The sequence below is a fragment of the Actinomycetes bacterium genome (assembly GCA_035489715.1).
Classification (GTDB): Bacteria; Actinomycetota; Actinomycetes; order JACCUZ01; family JACCUZ01; genus DATHAP01.
This window is the reverse complement of the sequence record DATHAP010000074.1, coordinates 1-15,291: the sequence shown is the minus strand read 5'-3', so window position 1 is coordinate 15,291 and position 15,291 is coordinate 1. Positions and strand designations below refer to the sequence as shown.

The window sequence follows — 15,291 nt, the reverse complement described above, 5'->3', positions numbered from 1 at the left end:
GGTAAGGTCCCCGCCGAACTCCCCCGAGACCGACCGGGAGTAGGCCACGCCGGCACCGATCTGGCCCAACGAGCGGCGCAGCAGCACCGGGCTGGCGAGGGCCGGGTCGAGGTTCTCCCGGCACGCCTCGAGCAGCGCCGGGGTCCCCCGCAGCCGGGCCGCGACAGCCTCGGCGAGCTCGCCCTCGGGCCGCAGCCGGTTCTGCAGGAGGCCGAAGACCCCGGACAGTGCTGAGCCGGCGTAGGGGTCAGGCGTCCGCCGCCAGTCGGCCCAGTCGCGCTGCAGCTCGCGGCCGCGCAGCACCATCAGGGCGAGGTCGCGGTCGATGCGCTGCTCGTCGGTGAGCTGCGACTCGTCCGCCTCGCGCAGCCGGCGGGCCCAGTCGTCCTCGACCCGCTCCCGGGCTGCGATGCCGTCGGCCGAGAGGTCCGGGAGGTCGCCGTCGTGCTCGGTCACGCCGAGCGCGCTGCCGAGCACCGGGTTGGCCCGCAGCTGGTCGTCGACCAGCTCCGCGACGAGTCGGTCGAACGGCAGGTCTCCCTCGCGGGTCGGCATCCGGGCACGGTAGCCCGTCCGCGCGCCGTGACAGGCTTGCCCCGTGCCGGACCCGACGACCTCCACGCCGACGTACGTCGAGCGGCTGTCCCCGCCGGCGGGGCTGTGGGTCGCCGTCTGGGCCGGGGCGCTGGTGCTGGGCATCTCGTTCTACGCCGCCCTCGGGCCGGTGGCCGGGTTGCTTGCAGTGCTGGTCCCTGGCCTTCTGCTGTCGGCCGTGCTGCGAACCAGCGCCGCGCTCGTCGCGGTCGACGGCGGTGAGCTGGTCGCCGGGAACGCCCGGGTGCCGGTGACCGCGCTCGGTCCGGCGAGCGCTCTGACCCCGGAGGAGGCCCGACGGCTGCGCGGCCCGGAGTCGGACCCGGCCGGCTACCACCTGATCCGCGGCTGGGTGCCGGCGGGCGTCCGCGCCGACGTCGTCGACCCGGACGACCCGACCCCCTACTGGTTCGTGGCCTCCCGCCGGCCCAAGGAGCTGGCCGCCGCCGTCGAGGCCGCGCGGGGCCGCTGACGTCGATGCCGACGACGCCGGCGACGCCGGCGACGCCGGCGACGCCGGCGGGACCGCCGGCCGCTACCCGCGGACGACCTGCGGGCCGCCGCGGCGCAGGTCGCCGCGCACGACGTCGCCGACCCGGCGGGTCTCGCGGTGGTTGACCATGCTGCCCGCGACCGCGCCGGAGAGCAGGGGGCCGAGCGTGGTCAGGTTGCGGCCCACGCCGCGGATCAGCCGGTTGCGCACGGAGCGCTTCGCGGCGCTGCCGAGCGAGAGGCGCAGCGTGGGCTGGAGAGGGTCGATGCCGCGCCGCTCGGTCCAGGCCATCACATAGGCCTGCATCTTCACCGGCACCGAGCCCGGGACTGCCGCGCCGTAGACCTCGTGCAGCTCGGCGATCAGCTTGACCTCCACGGCCGCCACGAGCAGCGTCTCGGCCGCGAGCTGCACCGGAGCGGTGAGGAGGAAGGGCGGGGCGGTGAACTCCACGGCCGCCAGTGCGCCGCCGGCGGCACCGATGCTGCCGGAGGCCTTGGCCGCGCCGGAGATGAGGGCGTCGGCGAGGTCGTCGGCACCGAGCCCCGGGTGCTGGGCCTCCAGGGTCGCCAGGTTGCGCACCGGGATCCGCGGCGCGGTGTCGAGCAGCAGGTCGGCCAGCCAGGCGCCACCCAGCACGGAAGCCCGCCCGGCCTTCCTGGCCGACGCGACGAGCGCGCGGGTGAGGGCGCTGAGGTCCGCTCGGTCCTGGCGCCGGTCGCCCCCGGTCGCGCCATCCGTCGACTCCGCCCTGCCGACCAGCCGGCCCACGAGCGCACCAACGCCCCCGGCGCCCTGCTCGTCGGCGGGGTCGGGGGCGTCGTCGTCGGTGCTCACGCGGCTCAGGCGGCGCATTCCTTGCAGATCAGCTGCCCGTTCTTCTCGGAGGCGAGCTGGCTGCGGTGGTGCACCAGGAAGCATCGTGAGCAGGTGAACTCGTCGGCCTGCCGCGGGAGCACCCGGACGGAGAGCTCCTCGTTGGAGAGGTCCGCACCGGGCAGCTCGAGGGACTCGGCCAGGTCGGCCTCGTCCACGTCGACCGTCCCAGCGGCCTTGTCCTGCCGGCGGGCCTTCAGCTCCTCGAGACTGTCCTCGGACATCTCGTCATCGGTCTTGCGAGGCGAGTCGTAGTCGGTCGCCATGATCTGTGTCACCCCTTCGCCGAGAGGGTGGCTGGTCCACGTGCTGGTGCCACTGCTGTCGGTGTGCTGTCGTCGAGCGCTTGTCGTCGGCCCTTGGTTCTGCGCGCGGTGTAACGCACGACCCCCGCGGTTTGTGCCCCGCCGCCCTCTGTGTCCGAGACGGCCCGATCCGCAAGGCCCGAGCGGCTCGCGGACGGCGGACTGTACCCCACCACGGCGCCTGACGCACGGGGCTGTCCGCAGCCGCGCCCACCCGGTGGGCGGGGCGGTGGTCCGGGCGGGTCTGCGGGGTTCTGCGGAGGTCTGCGGCAGGCCCCGGGTTTGCGCGACCCGACCGGCCGGGAATGAGGCGCGGGTCACGTGTGCTGTGTCGGGAACGTCACTGCCCGATCACGCGACAGTCACCTGCCGGTCACGTCGCGCGCCGCACCGACTGAGAGGGTTGCCGGCATGAGCGAGTTCCAGCAGGAGATCCAGGCCCGCCTCGCGTCGGTCCAGCAGTCCCTTGCCGAAGCCCGCCTCGAAGGCGACGACTACGCAGTGCAGGTGCACCTCGGCGAGCTCGAGTCGCTCGAGCGCATCGCCGACGAGAACACCCTCGCCTCCTGACCCCGGCCCGCGCGGTCGGACATCTGGTCAGCCGTCGACCAGCTCGTCGGCCGCCAGGTCGGTCAGCAGGGCGGTGAGCGGCTCGACGAGCCCCGGCGCCGCCGCCACTACCAGCGCCTCGCCCGCCGGCTGCCCGCGCAGCCCGGTCACGACCGCGCCGGCCTCGGTGGCCACCAGCCCCCCGGCGGCCAGGTCCCACGGCTGCAGCCCCTGCTCGTAGTAGGCGTCCACCCGCCCGGTCGCGAGGGCGCACAGGTCGAGCGAGGCCGCCCCGGCCCGCCGGATGTCGCGCACGACCGGCAGCACCGACCGCAGGATCTCGGCCTGCCGGGCCCGTCGGTCGCGGCCGTAGCCGAACCCGGTGGCGACCAGCGCCATGTCCAACGGCGGCGGCTCGGCCAGACGCAGCGGCCGGCCGTCGAGGAAGGCACCTCCACCACGCACCGCGGTCCACCTCTCTCCGGTGACCGGGTTGACGACCACGCCGACCAGCGGGCCGTCCGCGTCGGCCGCACCGATGCTGACCGCGTACGCCGGAATCTCATAGAGGTAGTTGACGGTGCCGTCGATCGGGTCGACCACCCAGGTGATGCCGGACGTTCCTTCGTGGTCGGCACCCTCCTCGCCGAGCACCCCGTCGTCGGGCCGGGCACCCAGCAACCGGTCGACGATCAGCCGCTCGGACCGGCGGTCCATCTCGGTGACGATGTCGGTGGCACTGCTCTTGGTGGCGGCCACCTCGAGGTCGCGGCCGGCCCGCGGTCGCTCCTCGATCACCAGCCGGGCCGCCTCGGTGGCGGTGCCGACGGCGAGGGCGAGCAGGTCGGCGGCGAGCGACCCGGTCACGCCGGCTCCCCGCACAAGGTCGGGCGGCCCGGGTCGCGCAGGTTGGGGCAGCACCGCGCCGGGCAGCGGTCGTGGCTCGGCCCGAGCGGGCTCAGGGCCGGCCGGTCCACCTGCTCGCCCCGCTCGACGGCGGCCCGTTCCAGCACGAGGTCGACCAGCCCGCGCACGAAGCCCGGGTGCGTCCCGACCGTCGCCGCCCGGGTGCACGGCAGGCCGATCCGAGCCGCGGTCTCCATCGCCTCGGTGTCCAGGTCGTGCACGACCTCCATGTGGTCGGACACGAAGCCGATCGGCACCAGCACCGCGGCGGGCACGCCCTGGGCGGCCAGCTCCTCGAGGTGGTCGTTGACGTCGGGCTGCAGCCACGGCTGGCTCGGCGGCCCACTCCGGCTGCAGTAGACGAGGTCTCCCTCGTGGGTGTTGCCGGTGCTCTCGGCCACGCCCCCGGCGACCAGGTCGGCCACCGCCCGGTGCTGTGCGACGTAGCCGCCGCCGGTCGGCCCGCTGCCGTCGTTCATGGCGAGCGGCACCGAGTGGGTGACGAAGACCAGTCGGGCTCCGCGACGTACGTCCGCCCGCAGCCCGTCCAGCGCCGCCACCGTGCTCTCGACCATCGGCCGGACGAAACCGGGGTGGTCGAAGTAGTGGCGCACCCGGTCCACCTCCGGGGCCCGCTCCCCCAGCGGCTCGGCGGCCGTATAGAGGTTCTCGCGGTACTGCCGACAGCCGGAGTAGGACGAGTAGGCCGACGTCATGACCGCGAGCACCCGGCCGACACCTTCGTCCGCGAGGGCTCCGAACGCGTCGGTCAGGTAGGGGTCCCAGTTGCGGTTCCCCCAGCGGACCGGCAGGTCGACACCCCGCTCGGCGAGCTCGGCCTCGAGAGCGGCGACCAGGGCGCGGTTCTGCCCGTTGATCGGGCTGACCCCGCCCCGTGCGTAGTAGTGCTGCCCGACCTCCTCGAGCCGCTCGCGCGGGATGCCGCGGCCCCGGGTCACGTTCTCGAGGAACGGCACGACGTCGTCCGGCCCCTCCGGGCCGCCGAAGGACACCAGCAGCAGGACGTCGTACGGCGCGGCGCCCCGGCCGGCACCGGTGCCGCCCGGGGCGACGTGCTTCGTCGGGTCGGTCGGGTCGGTGGGGTCGGTGGGGTCGGTCGAGCCGGTCGGGTGGGTCGCGTCGGTCACCCGGTGATCGTCCCCCTGGCCCGGCCGGCCGGGTCGGGCGGGTCCCGTAGCGTGCCCGCGTGCTGGCCCCCTACCGCGACCTGCTGTCGACGCCCGGCGGCAGAGTCTTCTCCGGGGCGGCCTTCGTGGCCCGGCTGCCGATCTCGATGATCGGCCTGGGCATCGTGCTGCTGGTCGTGGCCGAGCGCGACCAGTACGGTCTGGCCGGCGCGGTGTCGGCGACCTTCGCGCTGGTCAACGCGGTGGCTGCCCCGCTGATCGCCCGGCTCACCGACCGGCTCGGCCAGACCCGCGTGCTGGCGCCCGCCGTGGCGTTCTACGCCATTTTCCTGGCGCTGTTCGTCGTGCTGGTGAACGCCGGTGCGCCGACCTGGACCTACTTCGCCACGGCGGCGGCGACCGGGGTCTTCGCGCCGTCTATCGGGTCGCTGGTCCGGGCCCGGTGGGGCTTCGTGCTCGGCTCGAGCCCGCGCCTCACCACCGCCTACGCCTACGAGTCGGTGCTCGACGAGATCATCTTCGTCGTCGGCCCGCTGCTTGTGACGCTGCTGGCGACCAAGGTCGCGCCGCACGCCGGTCTGCTGGCAGCCGCCGTGCTGGTCGTGTCGGGCAGCGCCGGGCTGCTGGCGCACCGGGCCAGCGAGCCGCCCCCGCGCGCCGGTCACGAGGACGGCCACCCGTCCGCGCTGCGCAGCCCGGGGCTGGCCGTGCTGATGCTGCTCATGGCCTTCATCGGCGGCGTCTTCGGCGCGGTCGAGATCAGCACGGTCGCCTCGGCCGACCACGCCGGCCGGGCCGGCCTGGCTGGGCCGCTGCTGGCCTGCTACGCCGGCGGCAGCGCGACCTCTGGGCTGGTGTTCGGCGCCGTCCACTGGCAGGTCAGCGCCCGCCGTCGGCTGCTGCTCGGCACCGCGACGATGACCGTGACGGTGGCGCTGCTGCCCTTCGTCGGCTCGCTCGCCGTGCTGGGCGGTGCCCTGTTCGTCGCGGGGGTCGGCATCGCACCCACGCTGATCAGCGGCTTCTCCCTTGTCGAGCGGATCGTGCCCGAGGGCACCGTGACCGAGGGACTCACCTGGGCGACGACCGGCCTGATCATCGGCTTCTCAGCGGCCACCTGGCTCTCCGGCCGGCTGGTCGACTCCGCCGGGGTGCCGGAGGCGTTCGCGGTCGCCGTCGCGTCCGGCCTGCTCGGCCTGGCGGTCTGCGGGGCGACGTACCGCCGGCTGCCGCGCTGACCTCGGCGGACGCCGCCGAGAAAGTCGACACGTCGATGCCGCGCGCCTCCCCGGTCTGCGCCCGCGCGACGCCTAGGGTCGGCCACGTCGACGTCGGGGCTCCGACGGCGGCGTGGACATGACCGGGGAGGTCGACGACGAGATGACCGCTGACGAGACCGCCAGGGCCCCGATCGACCTGCGGCTCGTCGCGCTGACCGACGACCGGTCGCACCTCGTGCTCGAGGACGACGACAGCCGTCAGTTCCGGCTGCCGGTCGACACCCGGTTCGCCGCGGCGCTCCGACCGGTGACCGTCAGCCGGTCGGGCCACCCGGGCCAGTCGACCCGGTCGAGCCCGTCAACGCAGACCGCTCCGCACCGACCCGGCCAGCTGGAGATCGCCTTGGAGAGTCAGCTCACCCCGCGTGAGATCCAGACCCGCATCCGGGCCGGCCACAGCGTCGACGAGGTCGCAGCGGTCGCCGGCATCTCGACCGACCGGATCGAGCGCTACGCCGTCCCGGTCATCGCCGAGCGCGGCCACGTCGTGGAGCAGGCCCAGCGTGCCCCCGCACGGCGGGCGACGGCCGGCAAGGCTCCGTCGCTGACCGAGGTGGTCGAAGCCCGGCTGGCCGAGCAGCGGGCCGACGCCGACTCCGCCGACTGGGACGCCTTCCGCGCCGACGATCACCGATGGACCGTGCGGCTGAGCTACCTGGCGGGCGGCCGGTCGAGGGTGGCGACCTGGTCGTTCGACCCGCGCGGCCGGGTGCTCGCGCCCGCCGACGACGAGGCCCGGTGGCTGGTCGACGAGCCCGGCCTGGAGCGGGTGACCGACGAGCCGCCGGCTGCCGTCCGCCGGCTGACCAGCCTGCCCGGCGGCGCCGGCGACCTTGCCGGCGACCTTGCCGGCGACCTTGCCGGCGATCCGGGCGGCGAGCCGTCGCCCGCCGACGACTCCTCCCCTGACGTGGTCGCCGGGAGGACGGACGAGGTCTACGACCGGGAGCGCGACGAGGCGCAGCACGAGCCCGTCCAACAGGTGGCGGCCGCCACCCGGTCGCACCGGCGCCCGGCGGTGCCGTCCTGGGACGACATCATGTTCGGCACCCGCCGCCGCGACTGAGCCGGACAGAGCCGCGGGCCGCTCAGCCGGTCGCGACCGGCCGGGTCGGGTCGGTCACCCACTCCGACCACGACCCGGCGTACAGCGCGGCGCCGATGCCGGCCAGCTCGAGAGCCAGCACGGTCTGGGCAGCGGTGACGCCCGAGCCGCAGTAGGCACCCACGGCCACGCCGGGCTCGACCCCGACCGCCGCGTACCGCTCGCGCAGGACGTCCGCCGGCAGGAAGTGCCCGTCGTCGGTGACGTTGCCGGTCGACGGCGCGCTGATCGCGCCGGGCACCCGCCCGGCGACCGGGTCGACCGGCTCCGTCTCGCCGCGGTAGCGCTCGACCGCCCGGGCGTCGAGCAGCCGCCCCGTGCGGGCCACCCGGGCCGCGCCCGCGGCGTCCAGCTCCGGCATGCCGCCCGGCCGGGCCGTCAGGTCGCCCGGCTCGGGCTCGACCGCCCCGGTCTCCAGCGGGAGACCGGCGTTCCGCCAGGCCCGTAGGCCGCCGTCGAGCACCCGGACGTCCTGGTGGCCCAGCCAGCGCAGCAGCCACCAGGCTCGGGCGGCGACCGAGCCGTCCGACTCGTCGTAGGCGACCACCGGCCGGCCGTCCCGCACGCCGAGCCGCCGCAGCGCCTGCTCGGCGGCCGCCGGGTCGGGCAGCGGATGCCGGCCGCCGGGTCCGGGCGGCCCGGCCAGGTCGCGGTCGAGGTCGGCGAAGACCGCTCCGGGCAGGTGCCCGGCCAGGTAGTCGTCCCGCCCCGGAGGGCCGCCCAGCCGCCAGCGCACGTCGAGCAGGGCGGGTCGCCGGTCGAGGTCCGGCTCGGTGGCGGCGTCCAGCTCGGTGGCGAGGGTCGTCACGTCGACCAGCGGGCCGGTCATCGTGGCACCCTCCCACACCGGTGGAGCGGGACCGTCCCGACGCCGGTCCGGGCCACCAGTGCTGCGGCTCGCGGGGCGACAGGTGGGCAGACTCGTGCGGTGAGCCGCACCCCGCCGACCGGCGACGCCGTACGACCGGGCCGGTGGACGGGGTTCGCCGCCGCCACGGTGGCCTTCGCCTTCGCCGCGGTCAGTCTCTACTGGGCGCTCGGCGGCCGGGCGCTCCTCGACACGCTGGGGGGAGAGATCGAGCGCCGGGCCCGGGCCGGCGACGACGTCCTGCTGGTTGCCAACGCGGCTGGCGCGGTCCTCAAGATGCTCGGCGGGATGCTGGCCCTGGCCCTCGTGCTGCCGTGGGGCGAACGGCTGCCTCGCCGCCCGCTGCAGGCGCTGGCGTGGACCGGGGCGGCGGTGCTGACGGTGTACGGCGTCCTGCAGACGGTCGCGATCGTCCTCGTCGCGCTCGGCCGGTTCGAGCTGGACGAGCCGCTCGGGACCAGAGCGCTGCGCTGGCGGATGTTCCTGTGGGAGCCGTGGTTCCTGGTGTGGGGGATGCTCCTCGGCGCCGCCGCCTGGCACTTCGGGGCGCGTGTCCGGCGCCGGTCCTGAACTGCTGAACCCTCGCGGTTGGCGGCTACCTCGCGCGCGGCGCCACCGCGCAGGCTGCGACCTCGACGACGGTGTCGAAGGGCAGCGCCTCGGGCGAGATGGCCGCGGCCTGGATCAGCGCGTCGGCGGACGCCGCGGTCGTCCGGCGCATGTGGTGGCGGCGGCAGAGCACCTCGTAGCCGACCACGCCACCTGCCGTGCCGTCGGCGTCGTCCTCCGTCACCGTGTCGCCGACGACGACCTGCTCGCCCTCGACGACCATCACGCCGTCGATGGTCCGGGCGTTGTGGGTGGCGCGGGCGCCGCACCAGCACAGCGCCTCGACCTGCAGCACCTGGACCCGGTCGGCCAGCTCGATCAGCCGCTGCGACCCGGGGAACAGCCGGGTCCGGAAGTCGGCGGTGATCCCGAACGCGAAGACGTCGACGCCCATCTCGTCGACGACGCGGGCCAGCTGCTCGGCCTGCAGCGGGGTGTAGAACTGCGCCTCGTCGCAGATCAGGTAGTCGACCCGGCCACCGTGCATCCGGACGTCGGCGACCACGTCCCAGAAGTCGAGCGACTCGGTGACCTCGCCCGCCTCGATGGACAGCCCGAGCCGGCTGGAGAGCACCGAGGTCCCGGCCCGGTCCAGCCGGGTGAAGATCATCCCGGCCCGGCCGCGCTGCCGGTGGTTGTGGTCCATCTGCAGCGCCAGGGTGGACTTGCCGCAGTCCATCGTCCCGGAGAAGAAGACGAGCTCGGCCATGGCGACCATCCTGTCATCCGACCGCGTGACCCCCGGAGCGGCGCGGCCGCACGTCAGCCCGCACCCCGGTTCCGCGGGCGGTACAACCGGTAGGTGACCCTTTCCCCCAGCCGTGACGCGTCTGCCGCCGACTGGATCGTGCGCAGCGACCTGCCCTGGGCCAGGCTCGTGACCCTGGGTCCCGCGGGGTTCGACGCCTACGCCAGGCTCCGCTTCCTTCCTGATCCGGTACGTCGCGGCCAGGTGGAGTTCGACCTGCATCCGGACGGCCGGCCGCCCGACCAGGCGGCGAGGCTGCTCGCGGTGCTGGCCGGCCACACCGCCACCCCCGACGACTGCCTCGTCGCTGTCTGGGACGGGCTCGGCGCTCCGCCGCCTGGCACCGACGCGCCGGCCGTCGTGGTCGGGCCGGCGGAGCGTGCGCCCCACCGCTCCTACCGGCTGTTCCGCGGACTGCTGGCCGACCTGCTCGACACCACCCATGAGTGGCCGGGGACGCACCTGGTCGACGGGCTCCCGGCGTTCGTCTGGCCCGCCGACCAGGCGTGGTGCGTCGCCCGGGACGTCGACCCTCACTGGGCCGGCATCGGCGGGACGGCGCACCTGCTCAGCCGGCTCCTGACCGACCCGGGGCTCGACGTGGTCCCGGCCGACCCGGCGGAGGAGCAGCCTGCCTACGGGTGAGGCCGCTCGACCTGCTCAGACCCGGGACACGAGCAGCGGCACCTCGAGCTCCGCCGCGGTCAGCCCGCCGTGCATGCCCACCAGGGTGAGCAGGTCCGCCGGCTGGACGCGGGAGTCCGCCAGGTTGCGCCCGCCAACCGCGGCGCACACCACGTCGCCGATCCGCCCGAGCGCATCCGTCGACACGATCGGCCCGAACAGCCCGGCGGTCACCGCCTCGTCGCGCGAGCCGACCCAGAAGTGCTCCCCGATCACCGCCCGCCAGGCAGCCACCACGTCGGGCCCGGCGCCCGGCCGCACCCACACGTGCACGCCGCGGAGGTCGCCGCCGACCAGCTCGGTCCCCGCGTCGAGCTCAGGCGTCGTCGCGACGTCCCAGCGGTCCTCCAGCCCCACGTCGAGCATGCCGTGGTCCGAGGTCACGAGCAGCGTGCTGCCCGAGGGCAGGGCGTCCCGCAGCTGCCCGACGTACGCGTCGACCGCGCGCAGCTCCGCCCGCCAGGCCGCCGAGCCGCACCCCTTGCGGTGGCCGACGCGGTCCAGGTCGCCGTAGTAGACGTAGGTCAACGAGCGCTCGCCACGTCGTACCGCCGCGCCGGCGGCCGCCACACTCACCAGGGAGGTCTCCGCTGCGGCGTAGGCCCCGCCCCGGAGCCCGGCCTGGGTCAGGCCGGCGCCGTCGAAGCGCCGCGGGCCGACCCTGGTGACGGCCACCCCGGCCGCGGCGGCCCGCTCGAAGGCCGTCGGCCGAGGCTGCAGGGTCGCCAGGTCGACGACCGAGGGCAGGGCCAGGGTGTTGACCTGCGTCCCGTCGGGCAGCCGCATCAGCAGGCCGGTGATGCCGTGCTCGCCGGGCGTCATGCCGGTGCCGAGCGACGTGAGCGCGATCGGCGTCGTGGTGGGGAAGACCGAGGTGATCGTCCGGCTCCCCGGCCGGGCCGCGAGGGAGGTCAGGACGGGGGCGTACGTCGCATGGTCGGCCAGGGCCGACGCCCCGAGCCCGTCGACGAGCAGCACGCAGACCCGCGAGGCCTTGTCGAGCTCACCCACCGGGAGCCCGTCGTGCGGCTCGTCGGACGGCGCCGCTGCCCGCCCCCTAGCTGACGGACCGGCGGCTGACGGGGGCACGCCGAGTGCGCGCAGGACAGCCGGCAGCACGTCGGCGAGCGACCCGCCGCCGTAGTCGGGCAGCCGGGGAGCACCCGGGGTCATCGGGAGGTCGTCGGTGAGCTTCGGCGGGCTGGTCAACGCGCGGTCGCGCGCGACAGCGCAGCCGCGAAGCCCAGCACCCGGTTGACGGCGTCGGCGCCCTCAGCCGCCTCGCTGACGCGCAGGGCGATGTCGTCGGCCGAAGCGGTGCCGGTGTAGCCGTGGTCGGCGTCGCAGTCGGGATCGGCGCAGGCGGCCGGCTCCAGGTCGATGCGGCTGACGGCTCCCCAGCCGATGGTCACGGTGACCTCCTGCGGCAGCCCGCCCCCACCGCGGCCCATCGGGTCGGTGACGACGCGGTTGACCACGACAGACCGGACCGACGACAGCGGCACAGCCTCGGTCGAGGTCGTGACGAAGGGCGCGGGGGTGATCGCGTCGGCCGGGTGGTCGTCCGCGTGGCCGAGCACCAGCCGGCCGGGTGTCAGGACGAGCACGGTGATGTGCCGCCGGACCTCGTCGGAGTCGAAGGTCGTCTCCTGGTGCACGACGAACGCCTCGATCTGCTCGCCCGCGACGGCTGCGTCGAGGGCGTCGGCCACCAGGTCCGGGTAGTAGCCCGCGTGATCGATGGCGGCCCGCAGGCCGGCCAGCGAGGTGTCGGTCATCTGCTCATCCTTGCACCTGCGGGCCTAGCCCGGCAGCGCCCGTGCACCGCGGTCGGACCGGGCCGGCGAGCGCGCCAGCCGCCCGGTCGCCGCGAGCACCGCCGCGCCGGTGGTCGCGACGACCACCGGGTTGAGCTCGATCGAGGCCACCTCGGGGATGTCGTCGGCCAGTCGCGCCAGCCGGGCGAGCAGGTCCTCGAGAGCAGCGAGATCGGCAGGCGGGGTCCCCGGCGCGCCCAGGAGCAGCGGGAACGCCCGCACCGAGCGGACCATGCCGGCCAGGTCGGTGTCGGTGAGCGGCGGGACGCCGTACGACCGGTCGCCGAGCAGGTCGGTGGCCATCCCCCCGAGCCCGAACGACACCACCGGCCCGAACAGCGGGTCCTCCACCGTGGCCAGCCGGCAGGCGACCCCGGTGGGCGCCATGGCCTGGACCGCGAACGGGCCGACGTCGCCGAGCCGTTCGCGCTGGGTGGTGAACGCCGCCCGCACGGCCTCTTCGTCGTCGATGTCCAGCCGCACGCCGCCGAGCTCGCGCCGGTGCCGCAGGTGTCCGGCGGTCGCCTTGAGCGCAACCGGATAACCCAGGAGGCCCGCCGCGGCGACCGCCTCGTCCGCCGTCGTGACCTGCACCTCGTCCCACAGCGTGACGCCGTAACAGCCGAGCAGGCGCGCGAGCTCGTGGTGAGTGAGCTCCCGCTCGGCGTGCGCGTCCTCGTCCGGGTCGCCGAGCAGCTCCTCGACCAGCGCCCGGGCCTTCCGCACCTCGAGACCGGCGGGCACGACGGTGTGACCCGCCGGCGTCGAGCGCCACTGTGCGTACGTCGTCGCGGCCGCCAGGGCGCGCACCGCGTCCTCGGGCGTGGGGTAGGACGGGACGGAGCCGCGGCCGTCGACGACTCGCAGCTCGTCCGGCACCCCCGGCATGCCGAGGAAGCTCGACACGACGGTCTTGACCGGGCGGCCCTCGGCACCGCCGGCCGTGCGGGCGAGGACCTCGGCGACCTCCGCGTCCCGGGTACGCAGCGGCGGGATGAACAAGGCGACCACCGAGTCGACGTCCTGGTCGGCGAAGACCTCCTCGAGAGCGGAGGCGAAGTCCTGCGGGTCCGCATCGGCGGGCAGCGTCCGGGTGACCACCGGCTCGAGGCCGGACTCCTCGCAGGCGTCGCTCGCCAGGACGGCCAGGGCCTCGGAGTTGCCGACGATGCCGACCCTCGGGCCGGCCGGCAGGGGCTGGTTGGCGACGAGCTGGGCGACGTCGAACATCTGGTGGATCGACTCCACCCGGATGACCCCGGCGCGGCGGAACAGCCCGTCGACGGCGGCCGCTGGTGCGTGGCTGGGCCGCACCAGGTGGCCGTGCGGAACGTCCCCGCGATAGCGACCCGACTTCACGACGACGACCGGCTTCCTCCGGGACAGCCGGCGGGCGATGCGGCTGAACTTGCGCGGGTTGCCCAGCGTCTCGAGGTAGAGCATGACGACCTCTGTCGCCTCGTCCTCCTCCCAGTACTGCATGAGGTCGTTGCCGCTGACGTCGACCCGGTTGCCCGCGTTGACGAATGTCGACAGACCGAGGTTGCGACGTACGGCGTAGTCGAGGAGCGCCACCCCGAGAGCACCGGACTGGGAGAAGAAGCCGATCCGGCCGCGCGGCGGGACGAGCGGCGACAGCGAGGCGTTGAGGGAGAACGCCGGGTCGGTGTTGATGAGGCCGAAGGAGCTCGGGCCCAGGACCCGCATCCCACACCCCCTGGCGAGGGCGACGAGGCGGCGCTGCCTCTCGGCGCCCTCATCCCCCGTCTCGGCGAAGCCCGAGGACACGACGACCAGGCTGTGCACCGACTTGTCGGCGCAGTCACGCACGACCTGCTCGACGTGCTCGGCCGGGACCGCCACGACGGCCAGGTCGACGTCGCCGTGGATCGACGCCAGGTCAGGGTGCGCGCGCACCCCGGCGACGCTGTCGGCGCTCGGGTTGATTGCATGGACGTCACCGGTGAACCCGTCGTCGACGATGTGCCGGAGCACGGTGTGGCCCACCGAGTGCGCCGACCGGCTCGCACCGACGACCGCCACCGACCGCGGCTCGAGGAGGCGCCGCACGGATGCCGCCTCGGCACGGTGCTCGCGGGAGTACGTGACGGCCAGGGAGTTCTCGGTCGGCTCGAGCTCGAACGACAGCCGCACGACGCCGTCCTCGAACTCGTGGTCGACGACGTACCCGGCCTCCTCGAAGACGTGCAGCATCTTGCGATTGGCCGGGAGCACGTCGGCGACGAAGGTCGAGATGCCGCGCTCGCGGGCGGCCGCCGCGATGTGCTCGAGGAAGATGGAGCCGATGCCGCGGCCCTGGTGGGCGTCCTCGATGTTGAAGGCGACCTCGGCGGTGTCCTCGTCGATGCGCTCGTACCGGACGACGCCGATCATCTCGTCGCCGACCGTGGCGATCAGCGCGGCCCGGTCGTGGTGGTCGACGACGGTGAAGTGCACGACGTCCTTGTCCGACAGCTCGCGCAGCAGCGAGAAGAAGCGGAAGTAGATCGTCTCGTCGGACAGCCGCGAGTAGAAGCGACGCAGGCGGTCGGCGTCGTCGGCGCGGATCGGGCGCAGGTGCGCTGTCCCGCCGTCACGGAGGACGACGTCGGCCTCCCAGTGCGCGGGATAGTCGGATGCGCCGTCAGCCACTCCGCGAGGCTACCGAGGGCGGCTCGGTCCTGGGCGGGACCGCGGCGGCGGACGGCGGGTTCAATCCCCGTCATTCGGTCCCGCGCCTTCGTCCTCGGGCTTCCCGTGCGGCACGGGAACCCCTTTGTCCACAACGGCTTTCGGGTGTGGATGATGCGCTCGTCATGTCCCGGGTTGCCGGGAGGTTCGTCTCATGGAGGACTCGACCAGCGCCGTGACCCTCGGGGTCGCGATGAAGCAGGTCGAGTCGGACAGTCGGGCGCTGTCGGCGGCGCTGGCGGAGGGCGCGGTCCGGGACCTGTCCCACGAGGAGCTGGGGGAGCTGGCCGCGACCGGGCGGGCGGTGCAGGCCCGGATCGACGCGGTGATCCTGGCGGCGGTCGGTGAGGTCGACGCGCGGGGGTCGTTCGCGACCGACGGGGCGCTCACCGCGGGGGCGTGGCTGCGGTCGACGGTGACGGTGACCCCGGCGGAGGCGGCCGGGGCGGTGCGCACCGCCCGGGCGCTGCGCGGCGGGCTGCTGCCGGGCACTGTCGCGGCGCTGGCCGCGGGGGAGATCACCGCCCGGCACGCCCAGGTCATCGCCGACGGCATCCACACCACCAGCTCCGGCGGGCACCGCGGCCCGGCCCCCGCGCAGGCGGTCGCCCTGATCGA

General features: G+C 74.8%; 17 protein-coding genes. 7 read left to right on the top strand and 10 right to left on the bottom strand.

What is annotated here, in order from left to right:
• Positions 1-555: DUF885 family protein (locus VK640_06395; protein HTE72812.1), on the bottom strand; the 555-nt coding region annotated here is incomplete at its 3' end.
• A gap of 43 nt (positions 556-598) precedes the next feature.
• Here VK640_06395 and VK640_06390 point away from each other — a divergent pair.
• On the top strand, positions 599-1,066 hold the full coding sequence (locus VK640_06390) for a DUF3093 domain-containing protein (GenBank protein HTE72811.1): 468 nt from the start codon (positions 599-601) through the stop codon (positions 1,064-1,066).
• A gap of 63 nt (positions 1,067-1,129) precedes the next feature.
• On the opposite strand, the gene VK640_06385 is transcribed toward VK640_06390, so the two are convergent.
• Both VK640_06385 and VK640_06380 read right to left on the bottom strand, forming a co-directional pair.
• Entirely contained in the window at positions 1,130-1,924 is a 795-nt protein-coding gene (locus VK640_06385; GenBank protein HTE72810.1) for a hypothetical protein, read from the bottom strand.
• 5 nt (positions 1,925-1,929) lie between these two features.
• Positions 1,930-2,229, bottom strand: a complete 300-nt coding sequence (locus VK640_06380; GenBank protein HTE72809.1) for a DUF4193 domain-containing protein — start codon at positions 2,227-2,229, stop codon at positions 1,930-1,932.
• Between the two features lie 450 nt (positions 2,230-2,679).
• Here VK640_06380 and VK640_06375 point away from each other — a divergent pair, with 450 nt between their 5' ends.
• The gene (locus VK640_06375; protein ID HTE72808.1) at positions 2,680-2,838 is read left to right on the top strand and encodes a hypothetical protein; all 159 of its coding nucleotides are present in this window, start codon (positions 2,680-2,682) and stop codon (positions 2,836-2,838) included.
• A 27-nt stretch (positions 2,839-2,865) separates the two neighbouring features.
• Here the strand turns inward: VK640_06375 and VK640_06370 are convergent, their stop codons facing one another.
• Both VK640_06370 and VK640_06365 read right to left on the bottom strand, forming a co-directional pair.
• On the bottom strand, positions 2,866-3,684 hold the full coding sequence (locus VK640_06370; protein HTE72807.1) for an inositol monophosphatase family protein: 819 nt from the start codon (positions 3,682-3,684) through the stop codon (positions 2,866-2,868).
• Positions 3,681-4,745: a ferrochelatase gene (locus VK640_06365; protein HTE72806.1), complete on the bottom strand. Its 1,065-nt coding sequence runs from the start codon at positions 4,743-4,745 to the stop codon at positions 3,681-3,683. The genes VK640_06370 and VK640_06365 overlap by 4 nt, the downstream gene beginning before the upstream one ends.
• A gap of 185 nt (positions 4,746-4,930) precedes the next feature.
• Here VK640_06365 and VK640_06360 point away from each other — a divergent pair, with 185 nt between their 5' ends.
• The gene (locus tag VK640_06360) at positions 4,931-6,109 is read left to right on the top strand and encodes an MFS transporter (GenBank protein HTE72805.1); all 1,179 of its coding nucleotides are present in this window, start codon (positions 4,931-4,933) and stop codon (positions 6,107-6,109) included.
• Between the two features lie 118 nt (positions 6,110-6,227).
• Complete coding sequence (sepH, locus tag VK640_06355; GenBank protein HTE72804.1) at positions 6,228-7,217, top strand: septation protein SepH; 990 nt, start codon at positions 6,228-6,230, stop codon at positions 7,215-7,217.
• Between the two features lie 22 nt (positions 7,218-7,239).
• Here sepH and VK640_06350 read toward each other — a convergent pair whose 3' ends face one another.
• On the bottom strand, positions 7,240-8,085 hold the full coding sequence (locus tag VK640_06350) for a sulfurtransferase (protein HTE72803.1): 846 nt from the start codon (positions 8,083-8,085) through the stop codon (positions 7,240-7,242).
• A gap of 99 nt (positions 8,086-8,184) precedes the next feature.
• Between VK640_06350 and VK640_06345 the strand changes: the two genes are divergently transcribed.
• Positions 8,185-8,694 (top strand): DUF3995 domain-containing protein, encoded by a 510-nt coding sequence (locus VK640_06345; protein HTE72802.1) that lies wholly within the window; start codon positions 8,185-8,187, stop codon positions 8,692-8,694.
• Between the two features lie 25 nt (positions 8,695-8,719).
• On the opposite strand, the gene VK640_06340 is transcribed toward VK640_06345, so the two are convergent.
• Positions 8,720-9,442 (bottom strand): thymidine kinase, encoded by a 723-nt coding sequence (locus VK640_06340; protein ID HTE72801.1) that lies wholly within the window; start codon positions 9,440-9,442, stop codon positions 8,720-8,722.
• A 93-nt stretch (positions 9,443-9,535) separates the two neighbouring features.
• Between VK640_06340 and VK640_06335 the strand changes: the two genes are divergently transcribed.
• Entirely contained in the window at positions 9,536-10,126 is a 591-nt protein-coding gene (locus tag VK640_06335; protein HTE72800.1) for a hypothetical protein, read from the top strand.
• A 15-nt stretch (positions 10,127-10,141) separates the two neighbouring features.
• Here the strand turns inward: VK640_06335 and VK640_06330 are convergent, their stop codons facing one another.
• The 3 genes from VK640_06330 to VK640_06320 are packed head-to-tail and all read right to left on the bottom strand — an operon-like array spanning position 10,142 to position 14,634.
• Positions 10,142-11,338 carry an alkaline phosphatase family protein gene (locus VK640_06330; protein HTE72799.1) on the bottom strand — a complete coding sequence of 399 codons (1,197 nt, stop codon included), beginning with the start codon at positions 11,336-11,338 and terminating at the stop codon, positions 10,142-10,144.
• A gap of 32 nt (positions 11,339-11,370) precedes the next feature.
• Positions 11,371-11,943, bottom strand: a complete 573-nt coding sequence (locus VK640_06325) for a DUF5998 family protein (GenBank protein HTE72798.1) — start codon at positions 11,941-11,943, stop codon at positions 11,371-11,373.
• Between the two features lie 24 nt (positions 11,944-11,967).
• A complete protein-coding gene (locus VK640_06320; GenBank protein HTE72797.1) occupies positions 11,968-14,634 on the bottom strand; it encodes a GNAT family N-acetyltransferase in 2,667 nt (888 codons plus the stop codon).
• A 193-nt stretch (positions 14,635-14,827) separates the two neighbouring features.
• Here VK640_06320 and VK640_06315 point away from each other — a divergent pair.
• The coding region (locus VK640_06315; GenBank protein ID HTE72796.1) for a DUF222 domain-containing protein at positions 14,828-15,291 on the top strand (464 nt) is incomplete at its 3' end.

Bases quoted from the DNA above. Each gene is read 5' to 3' on its own strand.
- VK640_06380 (HTE72809.1), bottom strand. From the start codon at position 2,229: ATGGCGACCGACTACGACTCGCCTCGCAAGACCGATGACGAGATGTCC.
- VK640_06375 (HTE72808.1), top strand. From the start codon at position 2,680: ATGAGCGAGTTCCAGCAGGAGATCCAGGCCCGCCTCGCGTCGGTCCAG.
- sepH (HTE72804.1), top strand. From the start codon at position 6,228: ATGACCGGGGAGGTCGACGACGAGATGACCGCTGACGAGACCGCCAGG.
- VK640_06350 (HTE72803.1), bottom strand. From the start codon at position 8,085: ATGACCGGCCCGCTGGTCGACGTGACGACCCTCGCCACCGAGCTGGAC.
- VK640_06340 (HTE72801.1), bottom strand. From the start codon at position 9,442: ATGGCCGAGCTCGTCTTCTTCTCCGGGACGATGGACTGCGGCAAGTCC.
- VK640_06330 (HTE72799.1), bottom strand. From the start codon at position 11,338: ATGACCCCGGGTGCTCCCCGGCTGCCCGACTACGGCGGCGGGTCGCTC.
- VK640_06325 (HTE72798.1), bottom strand. From the start codon at position 11,943: ATGACCGACACCTCGCTGGCCGGCCTGCGGGCCGCCATCGATCACGCG.